24 protein-coding genes are annotated in these 26,740 nt (G+C 41.1%); 14 read left to right on the top strand and 10 right to left on the bottom strand.

The window, feature by feature from the left end; translation table 11 throughout:
- Positions 1-63 precede the first annotated feature (63 nt).
- Positions 64-1,554: an L-arabinose isomerase gene (gene araA, locus BUE31_RS18465; protein WP_073405312.1), complete on the top strand. Its 1,491-nt coding sequence runs from the start codon at positions 64-66 to the stop codon at positions 1,552-1,554.
- 125 nt (positions 1,555-1,679) lie between these two features.
- Entirely contained in the window at positions 1,680-2,174 is a 495-nt protein-coding gene (locus tag BUE31_RS18460; protein WP_073405311.1) for a hypothetical protein, read from the top strand.
- Between the two features lie 66 nt (positions 2,175-2,240).
- Here the strand turns inward: BUE31_RS18460 and BUE31_RS18455 are convergent, their stop codons facing one another.
- Positions 2,241-3,248, bottom strand: coding sequence for an EamA family transporter (locus BUE31_RS18455; RefSeq protein WP_073405310.1), 1,008 nt, complete (start codon positions 3,246-3,248; stop codon positions 2,241-2,243).
- A 4-nt stretch (positions 3,249-3,252) separates the two neighbouring features.
- Positions 3,253-3,702: a DoxX family protein gene (locus BUE31_RS18450; RefSeq protein WP_073405309.1), complete on the bottom strand. Its 450-nt coding sequence runs from the start codon at positions 3,700-3,702 to the stop codon at positions 3,253-3,255.
- Between the two features lie 82 nt (positions 3,703-3,784).
- On the opposite strand from BUE31_RS18450, the gene BUE31_RS18445 reads away from it, so the two are divergent.
- On the top strand, positions 3,785-5,269 hold the full coding sequence (locus tag BUE31_RS18445) for a MocR-like pyridoxine biosynthesis transcription factor PdxR (protein WP_073405308.1): 1,485 nt from the start codon (positions 3,785-3,787) through the stop codon (positions 5,267-5,269).
- A gap of 3 nt (positions 5,270-5,272) precedes the next feature.
- On the opposite strand, the gene BUE31_RS18440 is transcribed toward BUE31_RS18445, so the two are convergent.
- Positions 5,273-5,626, bottom strand: a complete 354-nt coding sequence (locus tag BUE31_RS18440) for a nuclear transport factor 2 family protein (protein WP_073405307.1) — start codon at positions 5,624-5,626, stop codon at positions 5,273-5,275.
- Positions 5,627-5,773: 147 nt separating this feature from the next.
- On the opposite strand from BUE31_RS18440, the gene BUE31_RS18435 reads away from it, so the two are divergent.
- Genes BUE31_RS18435 through BUE31_RS18415 form a run of 5 tightly spaced genes read left to right on the top strand, consistent with a single transcriptional unit; the run spans position 5,774 to position 10,382 of the window.
- Positions 5,774-6,550: an alpha/beta fold hydrolase gene (locus BUE31_RS18435; RefSeq protein WP_073405306.1), complete on the top strand. Its 777-nt coding sequence runs from the start codon at positions 5,774-5,776 to the stop codon at positions 6,548-6,550.
- Positions 6,550-8,127, top strand: coding sequence for a UDP-N-acetylmuramoyl-tripeptide--D-alanyl-D-alanine ligase (locus BUE31_RS18430; protein WP_083620086.1), 1,578 nt, complete (start codon positions 6,550-6,552; stop codon positions 8,125-8,127). Before BUE31_RS18435 ends, BUE31_RS18430 begins: the two co-directional genes overlap by 1 nt.
- 22 nt (positions 8,128-8,149) lie before the next feature.
- Positions 8,150-9,322: a D-alanine--D-alanine ligase family protein gene (locus tag BUE31_RS18425; protein WP_073405305.1), complete on the top strand. Its 1,173-nt coding sequence runs from the start codon at positions 8,150-8,152 to the stop codon at positions 9,320-9,322.
- Between the two features lie 12 nt (positions 9,323-9,334).
- Positions 9,335-10,165, top strand: coding sequence for an aminotransferase class IV (locus BUE31_RS18420; RefSeq protein WP_073405304.1), 831 nt, complete (start codon positions 9,335-9,337; stop codon positions 10,163-10,165).
- Positions 10,166-10,196: 31 nt separating this feature from the next.
- The gene (locus BUE31_RS18415; protein WP_073405303.1) at positions 10,197-10,382 is read left to right on the top strand and encodes a hypothetical protein; all 186 of its coding nucleotides are present in this window, start codon (positions 10,197-10,199) and stop codon (positions 10,380-10,382) included.
- Positions 10,383-10,409: 27 nt separating this feature from the next.
- Here BUE31_RS18415 and BUE31_RS18410 read toward each other — a convergent pair whose 3' ends face one another.
- Positions 10,410-12,257 carry a M1 family metallopeptidase gene (locus BUE31_RS18410; RefSeq protein ID WP_073405552.1) on the bottom strand — a complete coding sequence of 616 codons (1,848 nt, stop codon included), beginning with the start codon at positions 12,255-12,257 and terminating at the stop codon, positions 10,410-10,412.
- Between the two features lie 258 nt (positions 12,258-12,515).
- On the opposite strand from BUE31_RS18410, the gene BUE31_RS18405 reads away from it, so the two are divergent.
- Positions 12,516-13,211: an outer membrane beta-barrel protein gene (locus BUE31_RS18405; RefSeq protein ID WP_073405302.1), complete on the top strand. Its 696-nt coding sequence runs from the start codon at positions 12,516-12,518 to the stop codon at positions 13,209-13,211.
- Positions 13,212-13,872: 661 nt separating this feature from the next.
- On the opposite strand, the gene BUE31_RS18400 is transcribed toward BUE31_RS18405, so the two are convergent.
- From BUE31_RS18400 to BUE31_RS18390, 3 genes are all read right to left on the bottom strand, one after another.
- A complete protein-coding gene (locus BUE31_RS18400; protein ID WP_073405301.1) occupies positions 13,873-14,520 on the bottom strand; it encodes an ankyrin repeat domain-containing protein in 648 nt (215 codons plus the stop codon).
- 200 nt (positions 14,521-14,720) lie between these two features.
- Positions 14,721-15,692 carry a DUF1574 family protein gene (locus tag BUE31_RS18395; protein WP_073405300.1) on the bottom strand — a complete coding sequence of 324 codons (972 nt, stop codon included), beginning with the start codon at positions 15,690-15,692 and terminating at the stop codon, positions 14,721-14,723.
- Positions 15,692-17,002: an MBOAT family O-acyltransferase gene (locus tag BUE31_RS18390; protein ID WP_234997858.1), complete on the bottom strand. Its 1,311-nt coding sequence runs from the start codon at positions 17,000-17,002 to the stop codon at positions 15,692-15,694. The genes BUE31_RS18395 and BUE31_RS18390 overlap by 1 nt, the downstream gene beginning before the upstream one ends.
- Positions 17,003-17,337: 335 nt before the next feature.
- Between BUE31_RS18390 and BUE31_RS18385 the strand changes: the two genes are divergently transcribed.
- Positions 17,338-19,905, top strand: coding sequence for an FtsK/SpoIIIE family DNA translocase (locus BUE31_RS18385; RefSeq protein WP_073405298.1), 2,568 nt, complete (start codon positions 17,338-17,340; stop codon positions 19,903-19,905).
- Between the two features lie 137 nt (positions 19,906-20,042).
- Entirely contained in the window at positions 20,043-20,723 is a 681-nt protein-coding gene (locus BUE31_RS18380; RefSeq protein WP_073405297.1) for an outer membrane lipoprotein periplasmic chaperone LolA1, read from the top strand.
- Between the two features lie 156 nt (positions 20,724-20,879).
- Here the strand turns inward: BUE31_RS18380 and BUE31_RS18375 are convergent, their stop codons facing one another.
- Both BUE31_RS18375 and BUE31_RS18370 read right to left on the bottom strand, forming a co-directional pair.
- Positions 20,880-21,944: a polysaccharide deacetylase family protein gene (locus BUE31_RS18375; protein ID WP_073405551.1), complete on the bottom strand. Its 1,065-nt coding sequence runs from the start codon at positions 21,942-21,944 to the stop codon at positions 20,880-20,882.
- Between the two features lie 196 nt (positions 21,945-22,140).
- Positions 22,141-23,277 (bottom strand): acyltransferase family protein, encoded by a 1,137-nt coding sequence (locus tag BUE31_RS18370; RefSeq protein ID WP_073405296.1) that lies wholly within the window; start codon positions 23,275-23,277, stop codon positions 22,141-22,143.
- Between the two features lie 184 nt (positions 23,278-23,461).
- On the opposite strand from BUE31_RS18370, the gene BUE31_RS18365 reads away from it, so the two are divergent.
- Together BUE31_RS18365 and BUE31_RS18360 are read left to right on the top strand one after the other, a co-directional pair.
- On the top strand, positions 23,462-23,734 hold the full coding sequence (locus BUE31_RS18365; RefSeq protein WP_073405295.1) for a hypothetical protein: 273 nt from the start codon (positions 23,462-23,464) through the stop codon (positions 23,732-23,734).
- Positions 23,731-24,492, top strand: a complete 762-nt coding sequence (locus tag BUE31_RS18360) for an MBL fold metallo-hydrolase (RefSeq protein WP_073405294.1) — start codon at positions 23,731-23,733, stop codon at positions 24,490-24,492. The genes BUE31_RS18365 and BUE31_RS18360 overlap by 4 nt, the downstream gene beginning before the upstream one ends.
- 3 nt (positions 24,493-24,495) lie before the next feature.
- Here BUE31_RS18360 and BUE31_RS18355 read toward each other — a convergent pair whose 3' ends face one another.
- Positions 24,496-24,918: a hypothetical protein gene (locus tag BUE31_RS18355; RefSeq protein ID WP_234997857.1), complete on the bottom strand. Its 423-nt coding sequence runs from the start codon at positions 24,916-24,918 to the stop codon at positions 24,496-24,498.
- 236 nt (positions 24,919-25,154) lie between these two features.
- Here BUE31_RS18355 and BUE31_RS18350 point away from each other — a divergent pair, with 236 nt between their 5' ends.
- Entirely contained in the window at positions 25,155-26,669 is a 1,515-nt protein-coding gene (locus BUE31_RS18350) for a GDSL-type esterase/lipase family protein (protein ID WP_073405292.1), read from the top strand.
- Positions 26,670-26,740: the final 71 nt, after the last annotated feature.

Below are 26,740 nucleotides of genomic sequence, written 5' to 3'. Positions count from 1 at the left end.
TCATTGTGTCATTAGTCATTAGTCATTAGTCATTAGGAAAATCGATAATCAGTAATTTATAGTATGATAAATTTAAAAGCATTTGAAGTATGGTTTATAACCGGGAGCCAGCACTTATATGGAGAAGAAACATTAAAATTGGTTGCCGAACATTCTCAGCAGATTGCTAAAGGATTAGATAATGACCCGCAAACACCCGTACGAATTGTATATAAACCGGTTGTTAAAACCCCGGAGGAGATCTATGCTACTTTACAGGAAGCTAATACTACTGAAAATTGTATCGGTATAATTACCTGGATGCATACCTTCTCCCCTGCTAAAATGTGGATCCGTGGGTTAAGCATCTTACAAAAACCATTATTACACCTGCATACCCAGTTTAACCGTGATATTCCATGGAGCTCAATAGATATGGATTTTATGAACCTGAACCAGAGCGCCCATGGCGACCGTGAGTTTGGCTTCATCGTATCGCGCATGCGCAAAAACCGTAAAGTTGTTGTTGGTCACTGGCAGGATCCGGAAGTTTTAGCACAAATAAATGCATGGACAAGGGCAGCAGCCGGCTGGCACGACTGGCAGGGTGCTAAATTTGCCCGCATTGGCGATAACATGCGCTATGTAGCTGTTACCGAAGGCGATAAGGTTGAAGCCGAACTAAAATTTGGCTATTCAGTAAATACTTATGGCATTGGCGATCTGGTAAAAGTGATTGATGGAATAAGCGAGCAGGCCATTAATGAGTTGCTTACTGAATATGAGGCCACTTACACTATGACAGCCGACTTGCTTAAAGGCGGCGCCAAACATGCGTCAGTTTACGAGGCTGCAAAAATAGAATTAGGGTTAAAGAAGTTTTTAGAAGATGGCGGCTTCAAAGGCTTTACCGATACTTTTGAGGATCTGCATGGCATGATCCAGCTGCCCGGTATTGCCGCGCAACGCTTAATGGCCGCAGGTTATGGCTTTGCAGGCGAAGGTGATTGGAAAACGGCAGCTCTGGTACGTGCATTTAAAGTAATGGGCAGTGGCTTAAAAGGGGGCAATGCTTTTATGGAAGATTACACTTATCATTTTGATCCAAACAATGAACTGGTTTTAGGATCGCATATGCTGGAGATAGATGCATCCCTGGCGAATGGCAAAGCAGCATTAGAAGTACACCCATTAGGGATCGGCGGCAAAGCCGATCCGGCAAGGCTGGTATTTAATGTTGCTGGTGGCGCTGCCTTAAACGCGTCGATTATAGATATGGGCAACCGTTTCCGTTTATTAATTAATGAGGTAGAGGCCGTAGAACCGCAGAATGATTTGCCTAACCTGCCTGTTGCAAGGGTATTGTGGAAGCCATACCCTGATATGAAAACAGGCTGCGCTGCGTGGATCTATGCCGGCGGGGCACACCATACTGCTTACAGTCAGAATTTAACTGCTGAACATCTGCAGGACTTTGCAGATATTGCAGGATTAGAATTTATCCGCATTGGCAAGGATACCAAGCTGGACCAGTTACGCAATGAATTGCGCTGGAACGATGCGAGCTATAAATAGAATACAGTATTAAAAAAAACAGGCCCTGTTAAATGTAGCTTTAACCGGGCCTTTTTTGTACTTTAGGCTTTTAAGCACTCTGCAAAAACCAATTATCCTAATTTTTACTATTTATTAAATGTCATATGGTTATTAAATATATCAATCTGTTTTGTATTGCATCGTTATTAATAACATCATGTTCATCTACAAATAGTAAACCTGTAAATAAAGATTCCGTTATCACTGCTGGTATCGGCAAGACTACTAAAGCTACCAATCCTTCAGCTGCAAATTCCCTTTGTTTTTTAAGAACTGAAGGTAAAGACAACCAGGATAGTACCAGCGTTGAATTAATAATAAAAGGTGATAAAGTATCCGGCCAAATGAGCTGGATGCCCGACCAAAAGGATTGCAGAAAAGGTATACTTGAAGGCACCATTAAAGGAGACACCATAAATGCTGTTTGGAGCTTTATGCAGGAAGGCACGAAAGATACACTGAACTTAAAATTTAAGCTGAATAACAATAAGCTTTTACAAAAGCCATTAAAGCTGAACGTTACATCAGGCAGAGACCAAACTGATGAATCAGTGGGTTATACGTTGAATTACCAGGTGAGTAATAAGGCAAGGCATTAATTATAAGTGGTATAAACCATGTTAATTCGGATAGGTCTCAGGGACTACCCGAATTGACAAAAGGCATTAACAAGCTTCCAACACATCTCTCTTCAAAGGTATTTCCACAATTTTGGCAGCCGGTTTTACCTGTTGTTTTTCTTTACTTGCTTTCCGGTATTTATCAAGATTAATAAGCAGCACGCTGAAAAGAATAATAATCAATCCTGCTATCTGAAATCCTGAAATATGCTCGCTTGCAAACATCACGCCTAATAATACGGCGATAACCGGGTTTACATACGAGTGTGTACTTACCTGGGTAGCCGGACGCACCTGCAGCAGCCATACATAAGCGCTGAATGCACCGATAGAACCAAACAGGATCAGGTAAACTAATGCCATCCATGCTGATGAAGGTACCTGCTGAAAGGTAAAGCTGCTAAACTCATTATGGGCAAAGGCAGCAGGGATAAATGCAAGTCCTGCTATTACCATTTGCCATGCTGTATTTAAGCGGGCGGGGCCGTTGCTCCCTTTCTTTTTTGAAAATAATGAGCCGGCAGACCAGGCAATTGGCCCTGCCAATAATAAACATACCCCTAAAAGTGTCGATGAGTTATGACTACCGGTAAGCGCTTTACTTAACTGCTCACCAAATAGCAATATCACCCCTGCAAAACCAATTACCAGCCCGGTAATGATCGATTTGTTTTTAAAGTTATTGCGCCAGTTACCTTTATCAAGCACCACAAACCATATTGGGTTGGCCGATACCATTATGGCTACCATTGCGCTGGGTAAAGTTTTCTCAACCCATATTACTATTCCTGTAGCTATAAACAAGGTAAGCAAACCACTTACACCCGAGTTGATGATGTCTTTTTTAACCCAGATCCTATCCCCTTTAAAAGCGCTCCATCCCAATAACAGCAAACCGGCAGTAGTAAAACGGAAGGCGCCCATCAGCATAGGCGGGAAGCCATGCACGGCCATCTGGATAAAAAAGTAAGTTGAGCCCCAAACGATATAAACGGTTGCAAATGCAATGATAACCAATAGTGCAGGTGCTTTTTGTTGATTAGTTGTTGTCATAATCTTAATTTTTCTTGTTTAATAATGAATCTATACTCCATTTATATTCGGGCAAGGATGCAAGCAGCAGACTGGCTGCGCAAACTGTAAAAACTGAATAACCCAAAGGCGATTCGATCCCGAACGAGATTGCCATTGCCAACCCGAAGCCAAGGCTTAGCAAACAGCTGCCTATTGCGGCAATGCGTGTAAATAAACCGGTTAATAACATTAGTCCAAATCCGCCTTCGCAAATGGTTGCTATTACTGCAAAAAGCGGAACCAGCGAATGTGGCATAAAGGCCATTGTTTGGTTTGCGTATTCCATAAAATGAGCCCAATCGCCCCAGCCAACGTGTGGCCGACCGTGTGCGCCCAAAATGCCCAGCCTGTCGGCTACTTCCCATAGGTAACTACAGGCCAAAGCAGCTCTGAGAAATATTGATGGGAACACATAATTTTTAATAAGTTGCATAGTTTTTTTATTTGCTGATGTAAATATACAGATCAATTGGGCTACCTTTATAGTCCAGAAAACACAAACAAGGTAGTCCAGTATGCAATTTCCGAAAGGCCTTATAACAATCGACAAAAACTCGCAGGTGCCTGTGTATTTGCAAATCGCCAATGGCATAATCAGTCATATTCGCCAGGGAGTTTTAAAACCATCTATAGCACTGCCCAGCAGCCGTTTGCTGGCGGCCGATCTAAAGGTCCACCGTAAAACAGTTGTTGCCGCCTATGATGAGCTTTATGCCCAAAGCTGGGTTGACGTTTATCCGCGCAAAGGAATTTTTGTAGCCAAAAACCTTCCGGACGTGTCTCCCCGAAAAATAACCACAGGTATGCAGCCATATGCATATCCTGAAAAAGCTTTTTTTGAAGTACCCGATGATAAAACATACATATCCGGTCCCTTTTTAAAAAAACCTGAACACAATCTTGAATTTAATGATGGATTTCCGGATATCCGCCTTGCACCGGTTGAATTGCTGGTAAGAGAATACAGGCGTTTTGCAACGTATCATTTTACCTCAAAATACCTGATGTACGGGCCTGAGCAGGGATCGGAAAATTTAAGAACAGAGCTTGCCCGCTTTTTCGGCGAAACGCGTGGCTTGCAGGTTAAACCCGAAAATATTTTGATCACCAAAGGCGTGCAAATGGCTTTATACCTTATTGCGAAGACGCTGCTCACAAAAAACGACACGGTTATTGCTGGTGATCCGGGTTACAACTGCCCCAACGAAGTTTTTGAACAAGCGGGTGCTAAGTTAGCATTGGTACCTGTTGATGAACACGGTATAAACGTAAGTGAAATAGAGGCCATCTGTAAAAAGAAAAAAGTAAAACTGGTTTATGTAATTCCGCATCACCACAGCCCCACAACGGTTACGCTAAGCGCAGACAGGCGCATGCAGCTGCTTGAGCTGGCCCGGAAATATAAATTCGCAATTGTTGAAGACGATTACGATTATGATTTTCATTACGCCAGCAGCCCCATATTACCGCTGGCCAGCGTTGACCATTATGGCTCGGTAATTTACGTTGGCTCTTTTTCAAAAACCATAGCGCCGGGTATCCGGATTGGTTTTATGATTGCACCGCAAAATCTCATTACCCAGGCAACCCGTTTCCGCAGGCTGATTGACAGGCAGGGTGAGCAGCTTTTAGAAGAAGCAATGGCTAACCTTTTAAAAAATGGAGATATTGGCCGTCACCTTAAAAAAGCAAACAAAACCTATCATGAAAGGCGCGATCTATTATGCCGGCTCCTGAAAGAAAAACTAGACGGATATATTAGCTTTAAAATTCCGGATGGGGGTTTTGCTGTTTGGGTGGAATATTTAAACGGACTTAAACCACAAGAGGTAGCTGCCAAAGCTGCAACAATGGGCCTAACGATCAGCAATGGGACAGATTATTTTCATGATCCTGCCCATCCCAACGATGGCATCCGGATGGGTTTTGCTTCGCTAAACCTGAAAGAGATGGAACAGGCTGTGGAAATTTTGGCAAGGGCGGTAAAGGCTTTGAGTTAAAGTTTATTCTTTTTTTGTAGAAATACAATAAGAAGTTATTTCCTTCAATCTCCCATCATTAAACTTGTACATATCGCACGATGAAATATAGTTCACCCTACCCTCTGCGTAAAACTCGGCTGTGCCGTTTATAGCTACACAATCAGTATCAGCTATTACATTATCAAGGTTAAACTTAGTGGTAACCTCTGAAAAGTATTTGGCTGTTTTGGTACAAAATTCAATAACCGCATCTTTACCAGTGATTATTTCATTCCCTACTATATTGAAGCACACATCGTCGGCTAAATACTGATAGGCAAATTCAAAATTGCCGCCGGAGAATTCAAGACTTATTTGTTTATTGAGCGATTTCATATTTTCAATTTACTTATTGCAGATAAATATCATTGTTTCTTAACACATAAAGCTACCTTTTTTGTTGCACTTTTGACTTTGCATAACCTGTTTCACCTGTTATTGGTGTCACTTATTTATTATCTTTGCAAGCATCGTAACATACTTATGGAGTACACCCAACTGGTTAAGGGCCTTAACATAAATTATACAGAAACCGGCGAAGGAAAAACAATGGTTTTACTGCATGGCTGGGGTTCAAGCCTGCAGGTATTTGAAAAGATCCAGCAATATTTTGAACCAAATTTTCACGTAATTGCTATCGATCTTCCGGGTTTTGGCAAAAGTGAAGAGCCAAAAGAAGTTTGGGGCGTTGAAGAATATACGCAGTTTATCGAGGAGTTTTTCCGGGTAAAAAACATCAGCAACCCTATCCTTGCCGGGCATTCATACGGCGGGCGGATCTCGATACTTTATTCGTCACGCAACCCTGTTTTAAAGCTGATATTACTGGATAGCGCTGGAATAAAACCAAGCCGTTCACTAGAATATTATATAAAAGTTTATTCGTTTAAAGCAGCGCGTAAAACCCTGCCGTTTTTAGTGGGTAAAAGCAAGGCGCAGGAAATTATAGAAGGATACCGGAAAACAGCGGGATCTACCGATTATAACAATGCATCAGGTATTATGCGGCAGATCCTGGTAAAATCAGTGAACGAAGACCTCAAAAGAGTAATGCCACTAATAAAGGCCCCCACCCTGCTGATCTGGGGCGAAAATGATACCGCTACGCCGGTTAGCGATGGCCAAACCATGGAAAAACTGATCCCCAATGCGGGTTTGGTAGTGTTGAAAAATGTGGGGCACTTTAGCTTTATTGAAAAGCTTCACGAGTTTTTAATTATATTGGATAACTTTCTGCAGGCCGATAAGAAGAACAATTGATGGATAACATATTTTTTATAGTTGCCCTGGCAACAGTACTGGTTTATGCGTTTACAAAGCTAAGGTTCGAGCTGCACATGATGCAGCTCAACTCGTACCGTAACGACCGGTACTTTAAATGGCTTAAAACCAACCTGGTTCTCACTACCCGCGTATTGGAAGTTGTTGTTTTGATTATCACCGGCATCCTGATTTTAACTACCAGCGTTGTTGTTAGCAGCATTTCAATTATCATATTATACGCGCTTTTAGCTTATTTACTATTCACCAGAAAACAAAAAAAGCCGGTTGTTTTTACACAAAGAGCGCAAAGGTTATTCGGGCTTACTTTTCTGTTATCCATTATAACGGGTTTAGTGTACTTTTTAGCAACAGGTAAAACGCTTTATACAATTTGGGTGAGCGGGCTTGTTTTACTGCTCAGCTTTATTTTTATCGCGATAGCAACTATTTTAATTGCCCCGGTTGAAAAGGCCATTAACAACTGGTATTATAACGATGCCAAAAAGATCCTTGCCCAACGGTCTGACCTGATCATTATCGGCATTACCGGCAGCTATGGAAAAACCAGTACCAAGCATTTTTTGCACCGGATGCTGAGCGAAAAATATAATGTTTTAATGACGCCAGGCAGCTATAATACCACTATGGGGGTTATTAAAACGGTAAGGGAGCAGTTACAGGCTACTCACCAGGTTTTTATTGTGGAGATGGGCGCCAAGCAACCCAATGATATCAAAGAGATCTGCGATTTGGTACACCCGCAAATAGGGATCTTAACTGCTGTTGGCGAACAACATTTGGAAAGCTTTAAAACTATTCAAAACGTTCAGAAAACCAAGTTCGAGCTGATAGATGCTTTACCTTCCGGGGGCCTAGCGGTATTAAATGCAGACTATGAATATATTGCCAACCGCCCTGTGAACGACAGAGAAACCGCGCTATATTCATCAGATAACGAAAAGGTGGATTTTTATATAAAAGATATCTCCTACTCGGCTAAAGGCTCGGCATTCTCAATTTTCAATAAAGGTAAGCACCTGGCCAATTTTTATACCAAGCTAGTTGGCAGTTACAACCTGTCGAATATATTAGCCGGTTATATCGTGGCGCGGCATTTGGAGGTTCCGGATAGCAGCATTGCCTTCGCCATAAAAAAATTGGAACCTGTGCAGCACAGGCTGGAGGTTAAAGTACACCCTAATGGCGTTACCGTTATTGATGATGCCTTTAACTCAAACCCGGTTGGTTCGAAAATGGCTTTAGAGGTTTTAAAAGCTATTACTGGAACCCGGAAGATCATCATTACCCCGGGTATGATTGAGCTTGGCGAAAAACAGGAATATTACAACAGTTTATTAGGCGAACAGATTGCCGATACCTGTGATTATGCTATACTTGTAGGTAAAAACATAACTTTACCTATTATGAAGGGGCTTAAAAACAAAAGTTACCCTGATGATAAAATATATGTGGCCCATAACTTTAAAGATGCCGTGAATCATTTAAACAGCATGACCAAAGCGGGCGATGTATTATTATACGAAAACGATTTACCCGATACTTACGAACTTTAGATCAAATTATTAGAGCAGAACAATGAAGATAAATATTGGCGTTATATTTGGCGGACGGTCAGTTGAGCATGAAATTTCAGTAATTTCAGCACAGCAGGCCATCAGCGCATTTGATAAAAACAGTTACGACATTACCCCCATTTACATTACAAAAACCGGTAAATGGTTTACCGGCGACGCGTTGTTAAACGTAGATAATTATAAAAATACAGATACACTTTTAGCACAGTGTACCGAGATCTACATTTCGCCTACTTATGGCGATTTCACTATTAATGCGGTACAGTCATCCATCTGGAAAAGCAAGACGCTTGGTAAAATAGATATCGCTTTCCCTATTATCCACGGCACAAACGGTGAAGACGGCTCGCTACAAGGATTGCTTGAATTAAAAGGAATTCCATATGTAGGCTGCGATGTTTTATCATCAGCCATTGGCATGGATAAGATAATGATGAAGATGGTTTTGAAAGAAAGCAAGCTGCCCGTGGTTGACTATACCTGGTTTACCGACCGGAGCTGGCACATGGACAAGGAAGCTATATTAGAAAATATTAATAAGATAGGCTTCCCGGTTATTGTAAAACCATCCAATTTAGGGTCGAGCGTTGGTGTTTCAAAAGCTGCTGATGAAGCGCAGCTGATAGATGCGGTGGAACTTGCCGGCAGTTTCAGTAACCGGATCCTGGTTGAAAGAATGGTAGTTGACCTGAAAGAGATTAACTGCTCGGTATTAGGCGATTCAGCCAATCAAACAGCTTCGGTGTGTGAAGAGCCCTTAGGTGCCGGTGATATCCTAAGTTATAAGGATAAATACATTACCAAAGGCAGTTCATCAAAAGGGATGACCAGCACAAAACGCCAGATCCCAGCTAATATTTCAAAGGAACAAGCAACACTGATCCAGGATCTTGCAAAAGAAACTTTCAGGATCCTATCCTGTTCAGGTGTTTCGCGGATAGACTTTTTGGTTGATAAAAAGGACAATAAAGTTTATGTTAATGAAATAAACACCATCCCGGGCTCATTGTCTTTTTACTTATGGGAAGCTACTGATAAAAATTTCGGCCAATTACTAAAAACGCTTATTGATGTTGCACTTAAACGCCAGCGTGAAAGAGACAATTTAGTAGTGAGCTACGGCGAAAATATATTTAACATGAGTGCCGGTTTATCAAAATCGGGTAAATCATAAAACTTAAATGCCATGGCTGCAAAATATGTATCAATAAATAACCAGCTGTTTTTAGAAGAAGACGCCAAAATAGGAGTCTCCGATCTTTCAATGCACCGTGGCTATGGAATTTTTGATTACCTGAAGGTTATTGATAACCGCCCCATATTTATTGAGGACCATTTTAACCGGTTTTATAACTCGGCTAAAGAAATGTTCCTTGATGTGGTGATGGACAGGGTCCAGCTTAGAAAAGCGATTGAAGCGCTAGTAGAAAAAAACGGCATTGCAACATCCGGAATAAAACTTTTGCTTACCGGCGGCTATTCGGAAGATGGTTACCGGATGGGCAAACCGAACCTGGTTATATTGCAATACCCGTTAAATATGCAGGATGAAAATAAGCTAGATACCGGTATGAACCTGGTAACTTATGACCATCAAAGGCAACTCCCCTATATAAAAACCATTGATTACCTGATGGCGGTAAGATTACACCCATTTATGAAGGAAAAAAACGCTGATGACGTTTTATACCACAATACCGGGGTTATTACCGAATGCCCGCGCGCTAACTTTTTTGTGGTATATGATAAAGAAATTATTACCCCTAAAAACAATATTTTAAAGGGCATAACCCGCAGCAAAGTTTTAAAATTTAAGATAAGCGGTTATACCATTACCGAAGAAGACTTTAGTATTGACGACCTTTCCGGCATTAAAGAAGCTTTTATAACCAGCACCACCCAATATGCCTATCCCGTTACTGCAATTGATGGAAGAATGATTGGCGATGGAAAAGCGGGGCCTGTTACCAGGCAAGTCAGGGAGCTTTTGTTTAAACTGACTTACGCAGAGAAATAAATGATTGCAGCACATCATAAATACCAAATTAATGAAGCCACTAATCCCCGTTAAATTTATAATTCCGCTTGGCTTACTTCTGTTGTCGGCAAGCTTTATATTAAAGCAATTTTTTGTATTGCCAGATTTTGCCGACGGCTTTTTAAAAGGCGCCGGTATTGGGATAATTTTAATAGCGTTTATAAAACAGTGGTATGTTAAGCAATCAAATAGCTAAGCAATGCTTATTCCGGAGTTAAAATAATTATTTTCCACGGCCGTGTCCATTATTCCAAAGGTTATTTTCCGGATTAATATCTACGTCAAAAGCATCTCCTAAAACTAATTGCGTTACAGGTTTTTTAGCCCTCAAATGAAGGCTCACAGATTTGTTGCCATTCATCCAGCAGCCGATGTTCCGGCTAAGCAATTGTTTGCTGCCATCCCTGTAAATAATTGTAAGATGAATGGGAACCGGCAAGCTTCCGGGACTGGAAATAGTGATATTATAATCAAGTTGCCGGTGAGTAACCTTGCTGATCACCAGATCAGGAACATTCTTTTCAAAAAACCAGGTTTTCCAAAACCAATTCAAATTGGTCCCGCTCCCGGTGTTCATACAGTTAAAAAAGTCATAAGGTGTTGGATGTTTCCCATTCCAGTTTTCTATATAGTAACGCATCGCTTCAAGGAACAATTTATCGCCCAGCATTTCCTTCAGATACAGCAGGCCTAATGCAGGTTTAAGGTCTTTATCAGAAAATCGCGCCTTTCCATATAGCTGTGTCGTAGGTGTCATTATAGGCACATCCTCATCTGTACCGGCGCTATTGTTTACATCGCTGATATCATAATCAAATGGCACAGCGGGATCAATAAGCGGAGGAAAAAGAAACTCCGTCATGGTGGCCCAGCCTTCATCCATAAAAGAAAACTTTGTCTCATTAGTCCCCACGTAAAAAGGGAACAATGCATGAAACACCTCATGCGCAGTAAATTCAAGCACCTCTTTTTTGTCACTAAATGGCAGATTGTTAACCATCATCGGATACTCCATGGCATCCAGTCCGTCAAAGATGGTTTCATGCGAATATGGAAACGGCAGCGCCGGAAAATGATAGCTGATCAGTTCTACAGTTTTACGGGCGTATGCTGCTACCGGCAAATAGGCATCATGTACCGGATTGAACACCGCATCAACGCGGGTACGCCGTTTTGTTGAAGGGTCGACCATAATGCTTGAAGAGCGCCACACATAATGGTCGCTTACAGCAAAGGCAAAATCGGTCACTCCATCAGCCTCAAACCGCCAGGTATTTGTTTGATTACTTTGGGTAACGTTCCCTTTATTAAGATCATCGGTAGTAATAACGTCAGTGATGCTGTCGCTCAATTCAGCATTGTTAATACGCTGCACAATATTAGGCTTATAAACTTCCTGCGTGTTTTCCAGGTTTCCGGTTGCCCACACTTCGTACTTACCAGGCAAAGTGATTGCGACTTTAAAATTCCCATAGTCGTTATAAAACTCCTCCTTGCCAATGTACGGGTACTCGTTCCAGCCATCAACATCATCATAAACGGCAATCCTTGGGAAGAAGTAGGCGATAAAAAACGCCCCGGAATCAATTTGCCCCGTCCTGATAAAGGAGCCTTTGTTCAGTGTGTAGCTATAGTTTATAGCAATATGAGCCTTCTGCCCTGGTAAAATACGGCTTCCTTTCAGGTACATATTTGTTCCCTTGATTGCACGCCTGGTACTGTCATATTCATTACCATCAATAGTCATTGAGCTGATGTGAACCCCAGTGGTTAAATCGCTGGAGGCCACCGGCATATTGCGCATTGCGTTGTTCTTATATAAATTAGGATAAAGCTTAAAGACCAACGTTTTTAAAGTATCCGGGCTATTATTGATATAATCTATAGTTACACCGCCGCTTATCTCCCTGGTGGAAGGGTTAAAATTGATGTTGATATTGTAGTTGCCTGTGTTTTGCCAATATAATTTACCAGGCAGGCCACTTTTGCTCCGTGTTACTTTAGAATAAGCTTTCCGGACGCTGCGCGCAACGGGTAGTTCTTGTGCGGTACTATATTTCCCAATAAACATAATCAATAAAAAAACAAATTGATAAGGCTTAAGCAAATGAACAGCTTTTAAAATTTTTGCGAAACAAATAAATGAACGAAACAAATGCAGCATAACGCGAGGCCCGGTTTTTCAAACAGGAAACTTTATAAAACGCTGCTTTCAAACCTATATTATCCAAAGAAAAATTTATTAAAATAAAGCGTATATCAACGCTTTGAACTAAAATATTAGTTGAATTTGTTCGTTTCAGTGACTTAACTTAAAACAACAAAACCAATGAAAAAAATTTTGATTTTAATCGCCGCGTTTTTATTCGCTTACCAGTATTCAAACGCACAAACTGAAAAAGGGAACCAAACGCTGGGTGTTAATTTGGGGTTCGGGTATAACAAGTATTCATTTAACACTTTTAATACTTCTGATCAATCCAACACAAACACAAGCAGTAAAGTTACCACATTTAACATCGGCCCCAGCTACAGTTATTTTATTGCTGATAAACTGGACCTTGGTGCAAGCCTCTCTTACCAGGCGTTAACAAATAATATTAATAACGATGCCGGTGGAGCTCCTTATACCAACGGCCCCAATAAACAAACAAATAATAACTTTGAAGGAACCATTTATCTGCGCAAGTATTTTTTATATGCCAATAAAATAGGTGTCAGAACAGGGCCATACGTTGGCTATTCAAGAAACGATCAAAAGTCTACCTGGGATGATCCCAATGCCGGTAATAACTCAAACAATGTTACCAATGGCTACGAAGCAGGTGCAAAACTCGACCTTGTATACTATCCCTCAACACATCTTGGGGTTACTGCAACACTGGCTAATTTAGAATACCAGCACTACTCTGAAAAAAATGATTATGCTACCGGTAGTGAAAAGCAAAATGGTAACAGTGTGAACCTTAGCCTTATTAATAATGGATTAACGGTGGGGGTATTCTACGTTTTTGGCAGTAAATAGGTATAGGTGTTAGAGATTGGAGAAAACACTAGAGAAATTAGGGGGAAGATTTTTAATCTGCAATAATCTTCAGGCGAATAAATCCGCCTGAAGACCTGATGACAGGTGAATTATCATATGAGACCCCGGACTACGTCGACGGGATGACATTCCAAATTCAATTTCAGGTCGTACAAAACAGTTTTTTTCTCTATAAATCAGGTAATCTTAAAAAAAATAAAAAAAACTGAAACTTTCGAAAAATTGTTGCCGTATAACAACATTCATTGAGCGCCCTGCTCATCAATAATTTATCAAATCAAAAAGACTCCTGGCGCGAGGCCGGGAGCCTTTTATTGGAACTAATATAAATATTAATTTTTATATAACCAATAACGTATAAATTACAGGGCTTAAGTTTTAGTTTAGATAGTTAATTATAAGGATGAAGTTTTGTAGCCGGCGAGAAATTACCGGCTATTTTTTTGTTGTTTTTTTGATTGCACCGATTATTTGAAGATTACACCAATTTTGGATCACTGATGTGTAGATGATTTATCCGATTAAGCAGATCCCTTTAAAAGCAAATAAAATCCGTATATTAATAATCCAGTTACAAAAACTGCCTAATGCCTAATGCCTAATGCCTAATGACTAATGACTAATGACTAATGACTACTGCCTAATCCAACGCTTCCGCTATTTCTGCAAAGCCTTTTTCACGGGCAAGGTCTGCGGGGAGCTTGCCGCCCTCCATACGGGCAGTTACGTCGGCACCGTGTTCCAGTAACAGTATCAACAGATCAATGTTACCGTTTTGAGCGGCAGAGTGTAGTGCGGTTGCCCCGGCCTGTTGCTTTACATTTATCAATGCATTATTTTCTATCAGCATCCTGGCTATCTGGGTAAAGTTGCCGGCAGCGGCTGAATGCAGGGGGTAAACGCTGAAACCATTGTTTGAGGGCATATTCACATCTGCGCCTTTTAATACCAGGTATTGTGCAATTTCGTAATGCCCAAAATAACAGGCCAGTCCCAACGGCGTAAAGCCATCTTCGGCGTAAAAATTAATGGCATCGGGGTGATTATATACCAGGTTGGCCACTACATCAAACCTGCCGGCAGCCGAAGCTTCAAACAGGTTTATTTCATCCAGGTGTTTTAAAATAATTGCCGTGACCTCCGGTTTTTTATAATAACAGGATAGCATAAGTGGTGAAACCTGGTGACTTGTACGGCTTTTTGCAAGAGCAGGGTTCTGCATCAGCAAGGCATCAAGGCTGCCCAAATCGGCTGTGGTAATGTACTGTTCCAGTTTTTCAACACTCATTATTTTTATATTAACAATGGGTAAGCATCAATATTAAGGGTAAATATAATAAATACCTGCTTTTTTTCATATTAAGTAAGATATTCTATAACTATGACTTTATCAGACATGAAAATTACTAATGAAATCCTTTTACTATGGGTTTGTTACTTTTAATTAATAACAACCCTGGCAAATGTATCTTAAATAAAAGCTTTTACTTATAAGTTTGCCTTAATTTGTTGGGCTATAATTGTGGAAAACTCTTCTGAGCCCTGTTTATTTAGATGAAACACATCTGCGAATTTTTCAGGGTGATAATTAAAACGCGGATCTGTGGAGAAATCTAAAAAAGTAACATTAGGATATTCCCCCGCAATTTTTTCGATCAGGTCCCTCTCTAACGTTTGATTATCCAGGTAAAACGCATTGTTTAATATGGTTGGTGAAATGATCACCATTGTTTTAATTTTATTTTTAGCGGCATTATCTAAAAACTGTTTTAAATAATTAACTGCTTTAGCTTCTGCCAGCTCTGTATTTTGCCGGATCCTTTTTGATCTTACGGTCATCCTTTTAATGTAATCTTCCACTTCTGGCTTTGTCATAGCTCCACGCAGGGGTAAATATCCGTTATCGTCTTTTTCAACAGATTTCGAGAATAAACTATTATTGGCCAAAATGAAAGCAGAAGAGTTATAAGGATATGTTTTAGAAAAAAGCTTTTCGGGCTCATACCTGCTAACCTCCTTAATATATTTTATAAATTGTTGATGTTCTTCGCAATAAGGCAATAAAATAGAAAGCTTTTCATATTTAGTTTTATCAATGCCCAATTCCCTTGGGGATATGTCTAATAATATAAGTTTGGGGATATGCCTGCTCAAAGAAATTTCTTCTATAGCCGTTGAATAAGGTATCATGAGTCCATCCCGGCCGGAATCATAACAACTTAAGCCTGATATCCCGGATATTATGGTTGGTGAATAATGCCGGACAGCCCTTGAGCTTCCAAAAATCATGATATCCTGCCTTGCGCTATCAATAGCGTAGGTGGTTTGGCTAAATTGACCCACACGCTGGTTAAAGTATATTTTTTTTAATGCAAAACCCACTAATCGGTCAACTGCAATCAATACAAGAGAAAATGCAGCCAGCCTTATCAAAAATCTAATTACCAAGTTGTTTTTCATTAAAATTGAAAGTATATGAACTGGCCTCCGTTAAATACGCCAAAAACAATTATCCACAATATTGTAAATGCCAAAGAACCCCACCTTAATATAACATTTGGGGAGCTGAAAAAGTTAAACTTTTCAGGATAATATTCTATCTTATATTCTAAAATAAATAATAACACAATGGCTAAAACAGACTGCGCAAAATTGCTGACCCCATCGCCTATAAATGGCCTGGCTCCAAAGCTTTTTAAATTACGGATCAGGGTAAAAGCATCATGAAGAGAGGCGGCTCTGAAAAAGATCCAGGCAAAAGTTACCAGTGAAATTGTTAGTGCAATGTTACCCATGCGCATTAAAGCACCGGCTATTTTATTTTCGGGGGTTTTACGTAAATAAGGTTTAATAAGGACGTATACTACTGAATACAAACCATGCAACATCCCCCAAACTATATAGGTGTAATTAGCGCCATGCCATACCCCGCTCAATAAAAAAACGATGAACAGGTTAAGGTACCTGCGCTTACCTGACACTTTGCTGCCGCCTAAGGGAATATAAACATAATCACGAAACCAGGTTGACAGCGAGATATGCCACCTCCGCCAAAAATCCTGGATATTGGAAGCAAAATACGGACGATTGAAATTTCTCATCAAATCAAAACCCATTGTTCTGGCACAACCTATGGCTATATCTGTATATCCCGAAAAGTCGCAATAAATTTGAATGGCAAAGAAGAACGATGCAATAGCAATAGTAGTTCCGTTATGCATATCAGGATTGTTATACACAGAGTTTACAAAAATGGAAAGCCTGTCGGCAATCACCAGTTTTTTAAAAAATCCCCACAGCATCATTTTCAAGCCTGATTGCATTAAATCATAGCTAAACTTATGCCTGATACGCAATTGCGGTAAAACATTTTGCGGCCTTTCAATGGGGCCTGCAACCAGCTGAGGGTAAAACATTACATATAAGCTATAGATCCCAAAGTGCCTTTCGGCTTTTTGATTACCCCGGTAAACCTCAATAGTGTAGCTCATTGCCTGGAAAGTATGAAATGATAAGCCTATAGGTAACAGTATGGTTAAGTAGGGAATAGGGTTGTGATAATTGAATTTATTAAGCAGGATATCAACATTAAGATTCAGGAAGTTAAAGTATTTAAAAACAAACAGGATCCCAATGTTAGCTACCAGGCTTGCCGTCAACAACAGCTTGCGTCGCCTGGGATTGTGCTCGTTTTCTATATAGATCCCGGCAAAATAATCAATAACAATAGTGAAGCCCAGTATAAGAATGTAAATGGGCACAAATGCCATATAAAAATAACAGCTTGCTGCTAACAGAATTACCCATTTGAGTTTGTGCGGAACTACAAAGTATAAGATAGTTACTATTATGTAAAAAAATATAAAATCAATAGAATTGAATAGCATATTATCTTAGTGGAGTATTCAAATAAAAAACAATCCCCTAGTACGAAAAAGCTGATGGAAAGTTAAAACCGTTTCCTATCATTTTTGTTACACAAGGTTTTAAAACAATTAATATTAAACCGGTTCATTCCATGAATGATTTTTAATTAAAAAATCCGGCTAAATAAGTTGTTTAATCTATTAACTTTATATTTGCACAATATCAGGGTTACATCAGGATGCCGGTAAAAGGAAATCAGTTTAAATCAAATAGTTTCAAGCAAGAAAATCAGCCCCGCCAGCCAGCACAAAAAGTTGAAAGGGAGCGCCCTATAAAGCAGAGGGAGGATAGATTAGGTTCGTCCGACTTGCTGAACAGCAAAATAATAAAGATAGCCGGTTTATTTTTACTGTTGCTGTCGGTATACTTTCTTGTGGCATTCACATCATACCTGTTTACCTGGCAGGAAGATCAAAGCTATGTTTCGGCTGCAAATGGCGGCTGGCACAACCTGTTCCGCACCACGCAGGAGCTAATGGAAAATCATGTTACTAGCCCTGTTGTTGATAACTGGGCCGGCAAATTAGGTGCGCTAACATCCAATCAATTTATTTACGAGTGGTTTGGCTTGGCATCGTTTGTATTTGTATTCTTATTTTTTGTAAGCGGATATCGCATGCTGTTTAAGGTACGCCTGGTTCCTCTAAGTAAAGCTCTTGCATATAGCTTTTTCTTTTTAGTGTTTATTTCAGTAACGATAGGCTTTTTTCATGCATTTATAGCTGATACGCCAAATTACCTCGAGGGAGGGTTCGGTCTTTATACAAACCGTTTGCTTGATGCGCAGATAGGGCAGGCAGGCACGGCTGGCATACTCCTATTTCTGGGCTTAGCTATATTGGTGATAGCTTACAACATCGACTTTAAGATCCCAAAACGCAGTCCGAAAACTGTAGCAACAGGTGCAGTTGGCGATATTGTGCCTGAACCGGCTGATTTGGAAGACGAGGAAATTTCGTTACCTGTTGAATGGCCGGGCCGCGCAAACAGGCAGAGGGATAGTTCGGAGAAAACCGTAAATCCTGAACCGCTTAAGCAACAGGAATTTGTACAAAACCCTGTATTTCATGAACCCGTTATATTAACGCCTGACTCATCAAAAAGCGATGAGGCAGAAGAGGAGAATGAAATTCCGCTAACTGTTGGCCTTACCAGGCCCACCCCTGTTTTAAATATTGAGAAAACTGACGATGACAAAAAGGCTGAAAGCCTGCTTGAGCAATTTGGTAAATATGACCATACACTAGAGCTTGCATCGTATAAATATCCGCCGCTTGACCTGCTGGAAAACTACGGATCAAACAAAATAAGCGTTAACTCAGACGAATTAGAAGCCAACAAAAACAAGATCGTTGAAACGCTGAACCATTATAATATCGAGATAGATAAAATAAAGGCGACCATAGGGCCAACAGTAACCTTGTACGAAATTATCCCGGCCCCGGGAGTTCGGATCTCCAAGATCAAGAACCTGGAGGATGATATTGCACTAAGCCTGGCTGCCTTAGGCATCCGTATTATTGCACCAATGCCGGGTAAGGGGACTATAGGTATTGAAGTGCCGAATCAACATCCCGAAATGGTGTCGATGCGTTCGGTATTATCTACCGAAAAATTCCAGAACACTACAATGGACCTGCCGATTGCGCTGGGTAAAACCATCAGCAATGAAGTATTTATTGCCGATTTGGCCAAGATGCCTCACTTGCTTGTTGCCGGTGCCACGGGGCAGGGTAAGTCGGTTGGTATTAATGCCATATTGGTTTCGCTGTTATATAAAAAGCACCCCGCCGAGCTTAAATTTGTATTGGTTGACCCTAAAAAGGTGGAGCTAACACTTTTCCGAAAGATTGAAAGACACTTTTTGGCTAAGCTTCCTGATGAGGCTGACGCCATTATTACCGATACAAAAAAGGTGGTTAATACGCTAAACTCTTTGTGTATAGAGATGGACCAGCGGTATGACCTGTTAAAGGATGCACAGGTGCGGAACCTTAAAGAGTATAACGAGAAATTTGTACATCGTAAAATAAGCGACCCCGAAAAACACCGTTACCTGCCATTTATTGTGCTGGTAATTGATGAGTTTGCCGATTTGATGATGACGGCAGGTAAAGAAGTTGAAGTACCAATTGCACGTATCGCACAGTTGGCCCGTGCGGTAGGTATTCACCTGGTAATTGCAACACAAAGGCCTTCTGTAAATATTATTACAGGTACCATAAAAGCCAACTTCCCGTCGAGGTTGGCTTTCAGGGTATTGTCAAAAATAGATTCGCGTACCATATTGGATAGCGGCGGTGCCGATCAATTGATCGGCCGCGGAGATATGCTGCTGTCAACCGGCAGTGACCTGATCCGCTTGCAATGCGCGTTTGTTGATACGCACGAAGTTGAACGCATCTCTGACTTTATTGGAAACCAGCGTGGCTATGCCTCGGCCATGTTACTGCCGGAATATGTTGGCGAAGGAGAAAGCAGCAGCGCCAAAGAATTTGATCCAGATAACCGCGATCCAATGTTTGAGGATGCGGCACGCCTGATCGTATTGCATCAGCAAGGCTCAACCTCGCTCATCCAGCGTAAAATGAAACTGGGCTACAACCGCGCAGGCCGGATAATTGATCAGCTGGAAGCAGCCGGTATAGTGGGGCCTTTTGAAGGCAGCAAAGCCCGCGATGTTTTATATCCTGATGAGTACAGCCTGGAACGACACCTCGAATCACTTCAAAAAAGCAATAATTAAACCTTTGTGTAAACCATTGCTCTTAATACTATATAATTTGATGTACCTGTAAAGAGGTTTATCCGTTATAGGTGAAACATTTTTTAAAATAACTATCTAATACAAAGCGGATAATTATCCGGAATATGAAACCAACAATGAAGAAACTGCTTATATTTTCACTACTAACCATCCTAAGTGTAAGTTATTCCTTTGCACAAAAAGACGCTGATGCCAAAGCTATTTTAAGCAAGGTAAGTGCCAAATACAGACTGTACGATGCCGTAAAAACCGACTTTGTGTTTACGCTTGACAACCAGCAGGCCGGCGTTAAAGAAACCCAAAGCGGCACCCTTATCGCCCGTTCAAAAAGCAATAAGTTTAAGGTTACGCTGTATAGCCCTCAAACAACCGGGAAGCCGGATGTTGCACAGGAGATCATCAGCGATGGTAAAACACAGTGGACCTACCTAAAAAAAGATAACGAAGTGCAGGTAAGCAATGTAGATAACAGCGGCGAGGGCCTTAACCCGGCCAAAATATTTACCATTTATGAGCATGGTTACAAATACATATACACCGGCGAAAAGAAAATGGGCGGTACTATTTACCAGGAAATAGACCTTACCCCCGAAGATGATAAAAAATCGTTTTTTAAAGTACGACTGGAAATTGATAAGGCTAAAAAACAGATTTACAGCGCACTGATATTTGATAAGAATGGGAATAGATACACTTACACGCTAAAAACTTTTGTGCCTAATGTAGCTGTTGCTGATAACGTTTTCACTTTTGACCCCAAAGCGCATAAAGGCGTTGAGGTGGTTGACCTTCGGTAGAGGTCGAAAACCTCTGAACCCTTATGTCATTGCGAGCGACAGCATGGCAACCGCACGCAAGCAAAACCACCAGGCAGGTTCTACACCTTTCAATTCGCCCTGTATAGTTCGCGATTGCTTCGTACCTCGCAATGACATGGTTATTATTAAAAATTATTATTCCGCGTTCCCCACCTTAACCCTCCGCTCCATTACTTCTCTCCAGGTGGTTAAAATAAATCCTTTGTCCTTTAAAAACTTGCGTAAACGCAGATCGGTCATGGCCAGCAGGTCACCTTTGCGTTTTTGGCCGGTATCTGAAATATATTTAAATGTTGGTGATGGATTGGTGCAGTGCATAATCACCATGGTTAAGCCGGGGCTCAGCCTGCCGATACTTTCAATATAATGATCGGTGTACCATTTTTGGATCTGGGCATCGGTCTTTTTATTAATGTCGGGCATATTCCAGTCATAGCTGGAATTGTGAAGATCATCAAGCACGGGTAAGCCATTTTTCCAAAGCATCTCCCCTACTTCTCTTGCCTTGCCTAATGCAGTCGCTTCTGGAATAACCATCCCTTCTATGTATTTTCCCTGCTTTTTTAAATCCGCAATTGCCGCAGCCTTAGCTTCCGATCTATAAAAAATATCATCGCCGCCGGGAAACATCACGGGGATCTGTTTTTCAATCCCCAGCTTTAAATATTTCTCCATAAATGCGTCTTTTGCAAACAACGTTCCCATGTGCGAATCAAGGTGCGTTGGCTTAAAGCCCATGCTTAAAGCACGGTCAAGCTGAGCTCGGATCTCCTTATCTATCTCTTCAGGCTTAGCCCTGAAATACACGGCCGCTACTGATGCATATAAACAACCTTCTTTATCGGTTAGGCCCGGCACAGCTTCTTTGCCCGCAAGCGGTCCCCAGCGGTAATTGTCCCACTCAGAGGTTAGGGTTAGGTGTAAGCCGGCATCAGTGTTTGGATTTTTATCAAGGTATTTTTTAAAGTCAGATACCCAGGCGCAGGGCATCATTACACTTGTTGATGTAGATACCCCTTTGCTCAAGGCCATTTCAGCACCCTCGTTTGAATCGTGCGACATGCCCGCATCGTCCACATGCAATATCAGCACCCTGGCTCCTTTTGGCCAGCCCAGGCGTTCGGCAAAAGTTTTTGTTTGCTGGGCACTAACACCCATAGCAAAACTGATGAGGAACGAAAAGATGATTAGTTTTTTCATGATTGTAGGTTTTGTCTCAGCAGGGTCTCGCATCGCGGACCCTGCGTTGGGGTTTGTAAAAAGCCATGTCAACGTATATAGTCAATCGTATACTTAGCACGCGGCGCAGATCCCTCTCCAAGAGACCCGGGGACAATATAGTAGTCACATTTAACCAAATCAACTCAATCCAACCCAATCAACTTAATCAACCCAATTATAGCCTCAAATAGATCTTGTTCTTATCCAATATCTTCCCAAATGTCCAACAGATCAGCATATAAAATATCGCGAACAATAGCGAGCCAATTGCGCCCGGGGCTATTACCTGGAAAAACACATTGTTGATCCAGCTGACGGCATCGCTGGTGGGCGTTATCTTTATCATCCAGAGGATCACTATAAAAAGTTCTGAAAAAAGATAAACCGGCAATGGATTTTTACCTACGGTGGTAAAAAATGCTGTCCAGTTAGCCTTGTTCCATTCGCGGATCTCAATTATATAGATCAATGTTGAAATAATGATCAGATCAAGACCAACTGTTAACAGTGTAAACGGACTTGACCATAGTTTTTTGGAGATAGGGAATGTCATGTTCCAGCAGAGTGCTATAAAAATGAAAAGCGCACCCCACATCATCAGTTTTGCAATTGTTTCATAACGTTTACCTTTTTCCTGGATATACCTGCCGGCAAAATATCCGCAGATAACATTCACAATAGATGGCAGGGTGCTCAGGAAGCCTTCGGGATCAAAGGCTACGCCTTCGCCGTGATAGAGGTGATTATCGCCCAATACAAATTTATCAAGATATGTGCCTGCGTTGGTTAGCATACCATAGGGGTTGGCATGATCGCCAAAAATAAGCAGCAGGAACCAGTAACCGAATAAAAGCAATATACTTATAACAACAATTGTTGTTGTTGATTTTATAAAATGGATCATCAGCGAAGCAAACATATAACACAGCGCAATCCGCTGTAAAACGCCCAGGATGCGGGTATGGCTTAATGGCGATAATCCCCAGCCGCTTGCCGTATGCTGCACAAACGGGAACCACGACATTAAATACCCAAACAAAAAGATCAGTGCAGTTCGCTTTACGATCTTCCAGACAACCGATGAATTACTCTGACCCGCAAACTTTTTCATGGCAAAGCTCATGGCATTACCTACAGCAAATAAAAAAGAAGGAAAAACCAGGTCGGTAGGTGTAAAGCCAAACCAGGCAGCATGTTCAAGCGGGGCAAAAGACGCCGCGCCGCTGCCGGGTGTGTTTACAATTATCATAAAACAAATTGTCATCCCCCGAAACACATCGAGCGAAAGAAAGCGATTTGAGCTTTGGTCCATAATTTAATAAAATCGTTTAAGGTTAATGAGGAGAAATAATGTACAATATAGATAATTATTAATATCAAGAGAGATAGTTCTTAAAAAAATTTATAAAGTATAATGTGTGCCTTTTTGTAATTAATTAAAAATCTCTTATCTCAAATCCCATTTCTCACATCTATTCTTCCTATTTTTGAAACTGATGCTTACTGTAACCAATCATACGCTCGAAAAACTGGAATTGTTGCTTAGAACTGCCGGCTATAGGGTGCGGTATGAGAAAGGTAATTTCAAAACAGGAGCCTGCTTGCTGCAAAACAGCAAAATAATAGTAGTAAATAAATTTTCGGGCCTGGAAAGTAAAATACTTGCTATCAGCGAGCTGGCCCGGGATCTGGAAATGGATTATAATTTGCTGGATGAAAAACAAATTGCTTTTCATCAGCAGCTTAAACAAATGAAACTGGAACTGTGACAATAACTTTTTTAGGAACCGGGACCTCGCAGGGCGTACCTGTTATTGCCTGCAACTGTGAAGTTTGCACATCGGCTGATGCGCGGGATGCCCGTTTACGCACTTCTATTCTAATTGAAGATAAAGGTAAAGTTATTGTTGTTGATTCGGGTCCCGATTTTCGGCAACAGATGCTGAGGGCTAATGTGCAGCGCCTTGATGCCATTGTTTTCACCCATGAACATAAAGATCACATTGCCGGGCTTGATGATATCCGTGCGTTTAACTACCGGCAAAAAGGCCCTGTTGATGTTTATGCCGACTTGCGGGTGCAAGCAGCGCTTAAACGCGAGTTCTATTATATTTTTGAGGAATTTAAATATCCCGGCATCCCCCAGCTAAACCTGCACATCATTGGTGCTGAGCCATTCGATATTGGGCACATAACCTTTACCCCTGTTGAGGTTTTGCACTATAAATTGCCGGTGCAGGGTTTCAGGGTAAATGATTTCACCTACATTACCGATGCAAAAACAGTATCGGATGAGGAGAAGGAAAAAATAAGAGGCAGTAAAATATTAGTGATCAACGCCTTGCAAAAGGAAAACCATATTTCACATTTCACATTGGATGAAGCCGTGGCGTTTGCTAAAGAAATAGGTGCTGAAAAAACTTATTTAACACATATCAGCCATCGCCTTGGCAAACACCATGACATAGCCAAAGAGCTGCCACGAGGAATTGAGCTTGCTTATGATGGTTTACAGCTGGAGATTTAACTATTACAATTCAACAGAGCTAACCCTGTCGATAGCTCCTTTGTAAAGGCCGAGATGACCGGTATTATGCAGATTGATCTTACCCCGGATAGTTATCTTTTTATTATTCATAGGGGTAAATCCGCCGTCACTAGCCTCAAATAAACCGGTACGTGTGCCTTTTAAATATAATGGACAATCCTGGCTAAAATTTATCCACAAAGCATGCTTGTTTGAATGATCAACAAATAGACTGTCATTATACAAAGCCGATTGTTCCTTTGCTTCCTTATAAGTGCCCGATACCTCAACATATTGCTCATCATAATCTTCAATGCTGTCTATCAGTTGGGTAAACCCTATCTTTTTAAAGGTGATATTAACATCACAGTCACTATTATAGATCTTTTTATTGCTTGTGCATGCTTGCAAAAAAACGGGAAACATGAATAAAAGAATCACATGGTTATATAGCATAACAGGAGAACATTTTGCATAGGTTGGGGTCATATCTATGTATTTTGTTATACTTTTTGCAGTACAGTAAAAAAGTTTGACCACGTTAAGATTAAATGGTTTAATTTTTTTTTATTTATTATTTACAATTTCCGGTTTTTATATCGCAAACCCTAAAAATTTCTTTTTTAGCAGATAAACTTTACATTTAATTAAAATAACCAACTATGAATAAGCTACTATTTACAACATTTATAATACTCTTTGCAATTGGTGCCGGGGCACAGCAAAAAGTAATTCAATTGTATAACGGAGCAGCTCCGGGGTCTGAAAACTGGGCCTATAATGAGAAGGAAGTCAACACCCCTTATTCAATTGTTTACAATGTTTCGCACCCCACTTTAACTGCTTATTTGCCCGACCCTGCAATAGCCACGGGAACAGCCGTAATAGTATGCCCCGGAGGTGGTTTTTATATCCTGGGAATGAAAGACGAGGGTGTAGAGGTGGCGCGCTGGCTCAATAAAAAAGGAGTTGCCGCATTTATTTTGAAATACAGGCTGGCACAAAGCCTAACTGATAACCCCGGACAAGAGCTGACCGAAAACATGAAGAAAAGTGACTTCGTTGATAAAATTAAGGCAATTATTCCTTTTTCTGTTGCCGACGGTAAGGAAGCAATTAAATATGTTAGGGCTCACGCTGCTGATTATGGCGTATCCACCAATAAAGTAGGAATAATCGGATTTTCGGCGGGTGGCACCGTTGCGGCTTCAAGTGCATTTAACTATACTGCTGATAATCGCCCTGATTTTGTGGCGCCAATATATGCCTATATGCCACCTGCATTACAGGGCAGCATTGCTGGGGATGCGCCACCCATGTTTATTTGTGCCGCAACTAATGATGAGCTGGGGCTGGCCTCGCACAGCGCTGACCTTTATTCAAAATGGCTGGCATCAAAGCATGTGGCCGAACTGCATATTTATGAAAAGGGCGGTCATGGTTTTGGTTTACGTAAACAAAATATCCCTACCGATACCTGGATTGACCGCTTTGGCGACTGGCTGGATCTGCAGGGATTGCTAAAGCCAAAAGTTGCTCCAAAACCTCAACCGCAGGATTGGCCCGGCATTGGGAGATATGCTGATCAGAACGGCAAGACCCCGCCTCCCGCCAATGGCGAAAACCGTGTTATATATATGGGCGATTCCATTACTGATTTCTGGATCAATAATGATTCTACATTTTTTAAAAGTAATTCATACATCAACCGTGGGATAAGCGGACAAACCACCGGGCAAATGCTGGTGCGTTTTCGCGAGGACGTGATCAATTTGCAACCTAAAGTGGTAGTAATACTTGCCGGTATAAATGATATTGCCCAAAACAATGGCCCTACTAAGCCGGAGGATACTTTTGGCAACATTGTTTCCATGGCTGAGCTGGCAAAGGCAAACCGTATTAAAGTGGTGATCTCATCCATATTGCCTGCTAATAGATTCCCATGGCGGCAATCAATTATCCCTACCGAAAAAGTGATCAGCCTTAATCAAATGTTAAAGGCATATGCAGATAAAAATAATGTTGTATACCTTGATTATTATTCAGCCATGGTAGATAATGAAAAGGGCTTACCGGCCAACCTTGCAAAAGATGGTGTGCATCCAACCCTTGAAGGCTATAAGATGATGGAACCATTGGCGCAAAAAGCTATTGAAAAAGCGATGAAAGAGAGATAGTGGTTATAGGCTGGAGATCCGAGATTAGGTAGAAAAGTGTCGATAAAACTTACGAAGTTTTCAAAACTTCA

Origin of the sequence: Mucilaginibacter sp. OK098, from assembly GCF_900142915.1 — a bacterium.
Classification (GTDB): domain Bacteria; phylum Bacteroidota; class Bacteroidia; order Sphingobacteriales; family Sphingobacteriaceae; genus Mucilaginibacter.
The sequence above is the reverse complement of the archived record's forward strand: the minus strand, read 5'-3'. Positions and strand labels throughout refer to the sequence as shown.

Coding starts and splice junctions, on each gene's coding strand:
- araA (WP_073405312.1), top strand. CDS start 64: ATGATAAATTTAAAAGCATTTGAAGTATGGTTTATAACCGGGAGCCAG.
- BUE31_RS18460 (WP_073405311.1), top strand. CDS start 1,680: ATGGTTATTAAATATATCAATCTGTTTTGTATTGCATCGTTATTAATA.
- BUE31_RS18455 (WP_073405310.1), bottom strand. CDS start 3,248: ATGACAACAACTAATCAACAAAAAGCACCTGCACTATTGGTTATCATT.
- BUE31_RS18450 (WP_073405309.1), bottom strand. CDS start 3,702: ATGCAACTTATTAAAAATTATGTGTTCCCATCAATATTTCTCAGAGCT.
- BUE31_RS18445 (WP_073405308.1), top strand. CDS start 3,785: ATGCAATTTCCGAAAGGCCTTATAACAATCGACAAAAACTCGCAGGTG.
- BUE31_RS18440 (WP_073405307.1), bottom strand. CDS start 5,626: ATGAAATCGCTCAATAAACAAATAAGTCTTGAATTCTCCGGCGGCAAT.
- BUE31_RS18435 (WP_073405306.1), top strand. CDS start 5,774: ATGGAGTACACCCAACTGGTTAAGGGCCTTAACATAAATTATACAGAA.
- BUE31_RS18430 (WP_083620086.1), top strand. CDS start 6,550: ATGGATAACATATTTTTTATAGTTGCCCTGGCAACAGTACTGGTTTAT.
- BUE31_RS18425 (WP_073405305.1), top strand. CDS start 8,150: ATGAAGATAAATATTGGCGTTATATTTGGCGGACGGTCAGTTGAGCAT.
- BUE31_RS18420 (WP_073405304.1), top strand. CDS start 9,335: ATGGCTGCAAAATATGTATCAATAAATAACCAGCTGTTTTTAGAAGAA.
- BUE31_RS18415 (WP_073405303.1), top strand. CDS start 10,197: ATGAAGCCACTAATCCCCGTTAAATTTATAATTCCGCTTGGCTTACTT.
- BUE31_RS18410 (WP_073405552.1), bottom strand. CDS start 12,257: ATGTTTATTGGGAAATATAGTACCGCACAAGAACTACCCGTTGCGCGC.
- BUE31_RS18405 (WP_073405302.1), top strand. CDS start 12,516: ATGAAAAAAATTTTGATTTTAATCGCCGCGTTTTTATTCGCTTACCAG.
- BUE31_RS18400 (WP_073405301.1), bottom strand. CDS start 14,520: ATGAGTGTTGAAAAACTGGAACAGTACATTACCACAGCCGATTTGGGC.
- BUE31_RS18395 (WP_073405300.1), bottom strand. CDS start 15,692: ATGAAAAACAACTTGGTAATTAGATTTTTGATAAGGCTGGCTGCATTT.
- BUE31_RS18390 (WP_234997858.1), bottom strand. CDS start 17,002: ATGGCATTTGTGCCCATTTACATTCTTATACTGGGCTTCACTATTGTT.
- BUE31_RS18385 (WP_073405298.1), top strand. CDS start 17,338: ATGCCGGTAAAAGGAAATCAGTTTAAATCAAATAGTTTCAAGCAAGAA.
- BUE31_RS18380 (WP_073405297.1), top strand. CDS start 20,043: ATGAAGAAACTGCTTATATTTTCACTACTAACCATCCTAAGTGTAAGT.
- BUE31_RS18375 (WP_073405551.1), bottom strand. CDS start 21,944: ATGAAAAAACTAATCATCTTTTCGTTCCTCATCAGTTTTGCTATGGGT.
- BUE31_RS18370 (WP_073405296.1), bottom strand. CDS start 23,277: ATGGACCAAAGCTCAAATCGCTTTCTTTCGCTCGATGTGTTTCGGGGG.
- BUE31_RS18365 (WP_073405295.1), top strand. CDS start 23,462: ATGCTTACTGTAACCAATCATACGCTCGAAAAACTGGAATTGTTGCTT.
- BUE31_RS18355 (WP_234997857.1), bottom strand. CDS start 24,918: ATGTTTCCCGTTTTTTTGCAAGCATGCACAAGCAATAAAAAGATCTAT.
- BUE31_RS18350 (WP_073405292.1), top strand. CDS start 25,155: ATGAATAAGCTACTATTTACAACATTTATAATACTCTTTGCAATTGGT.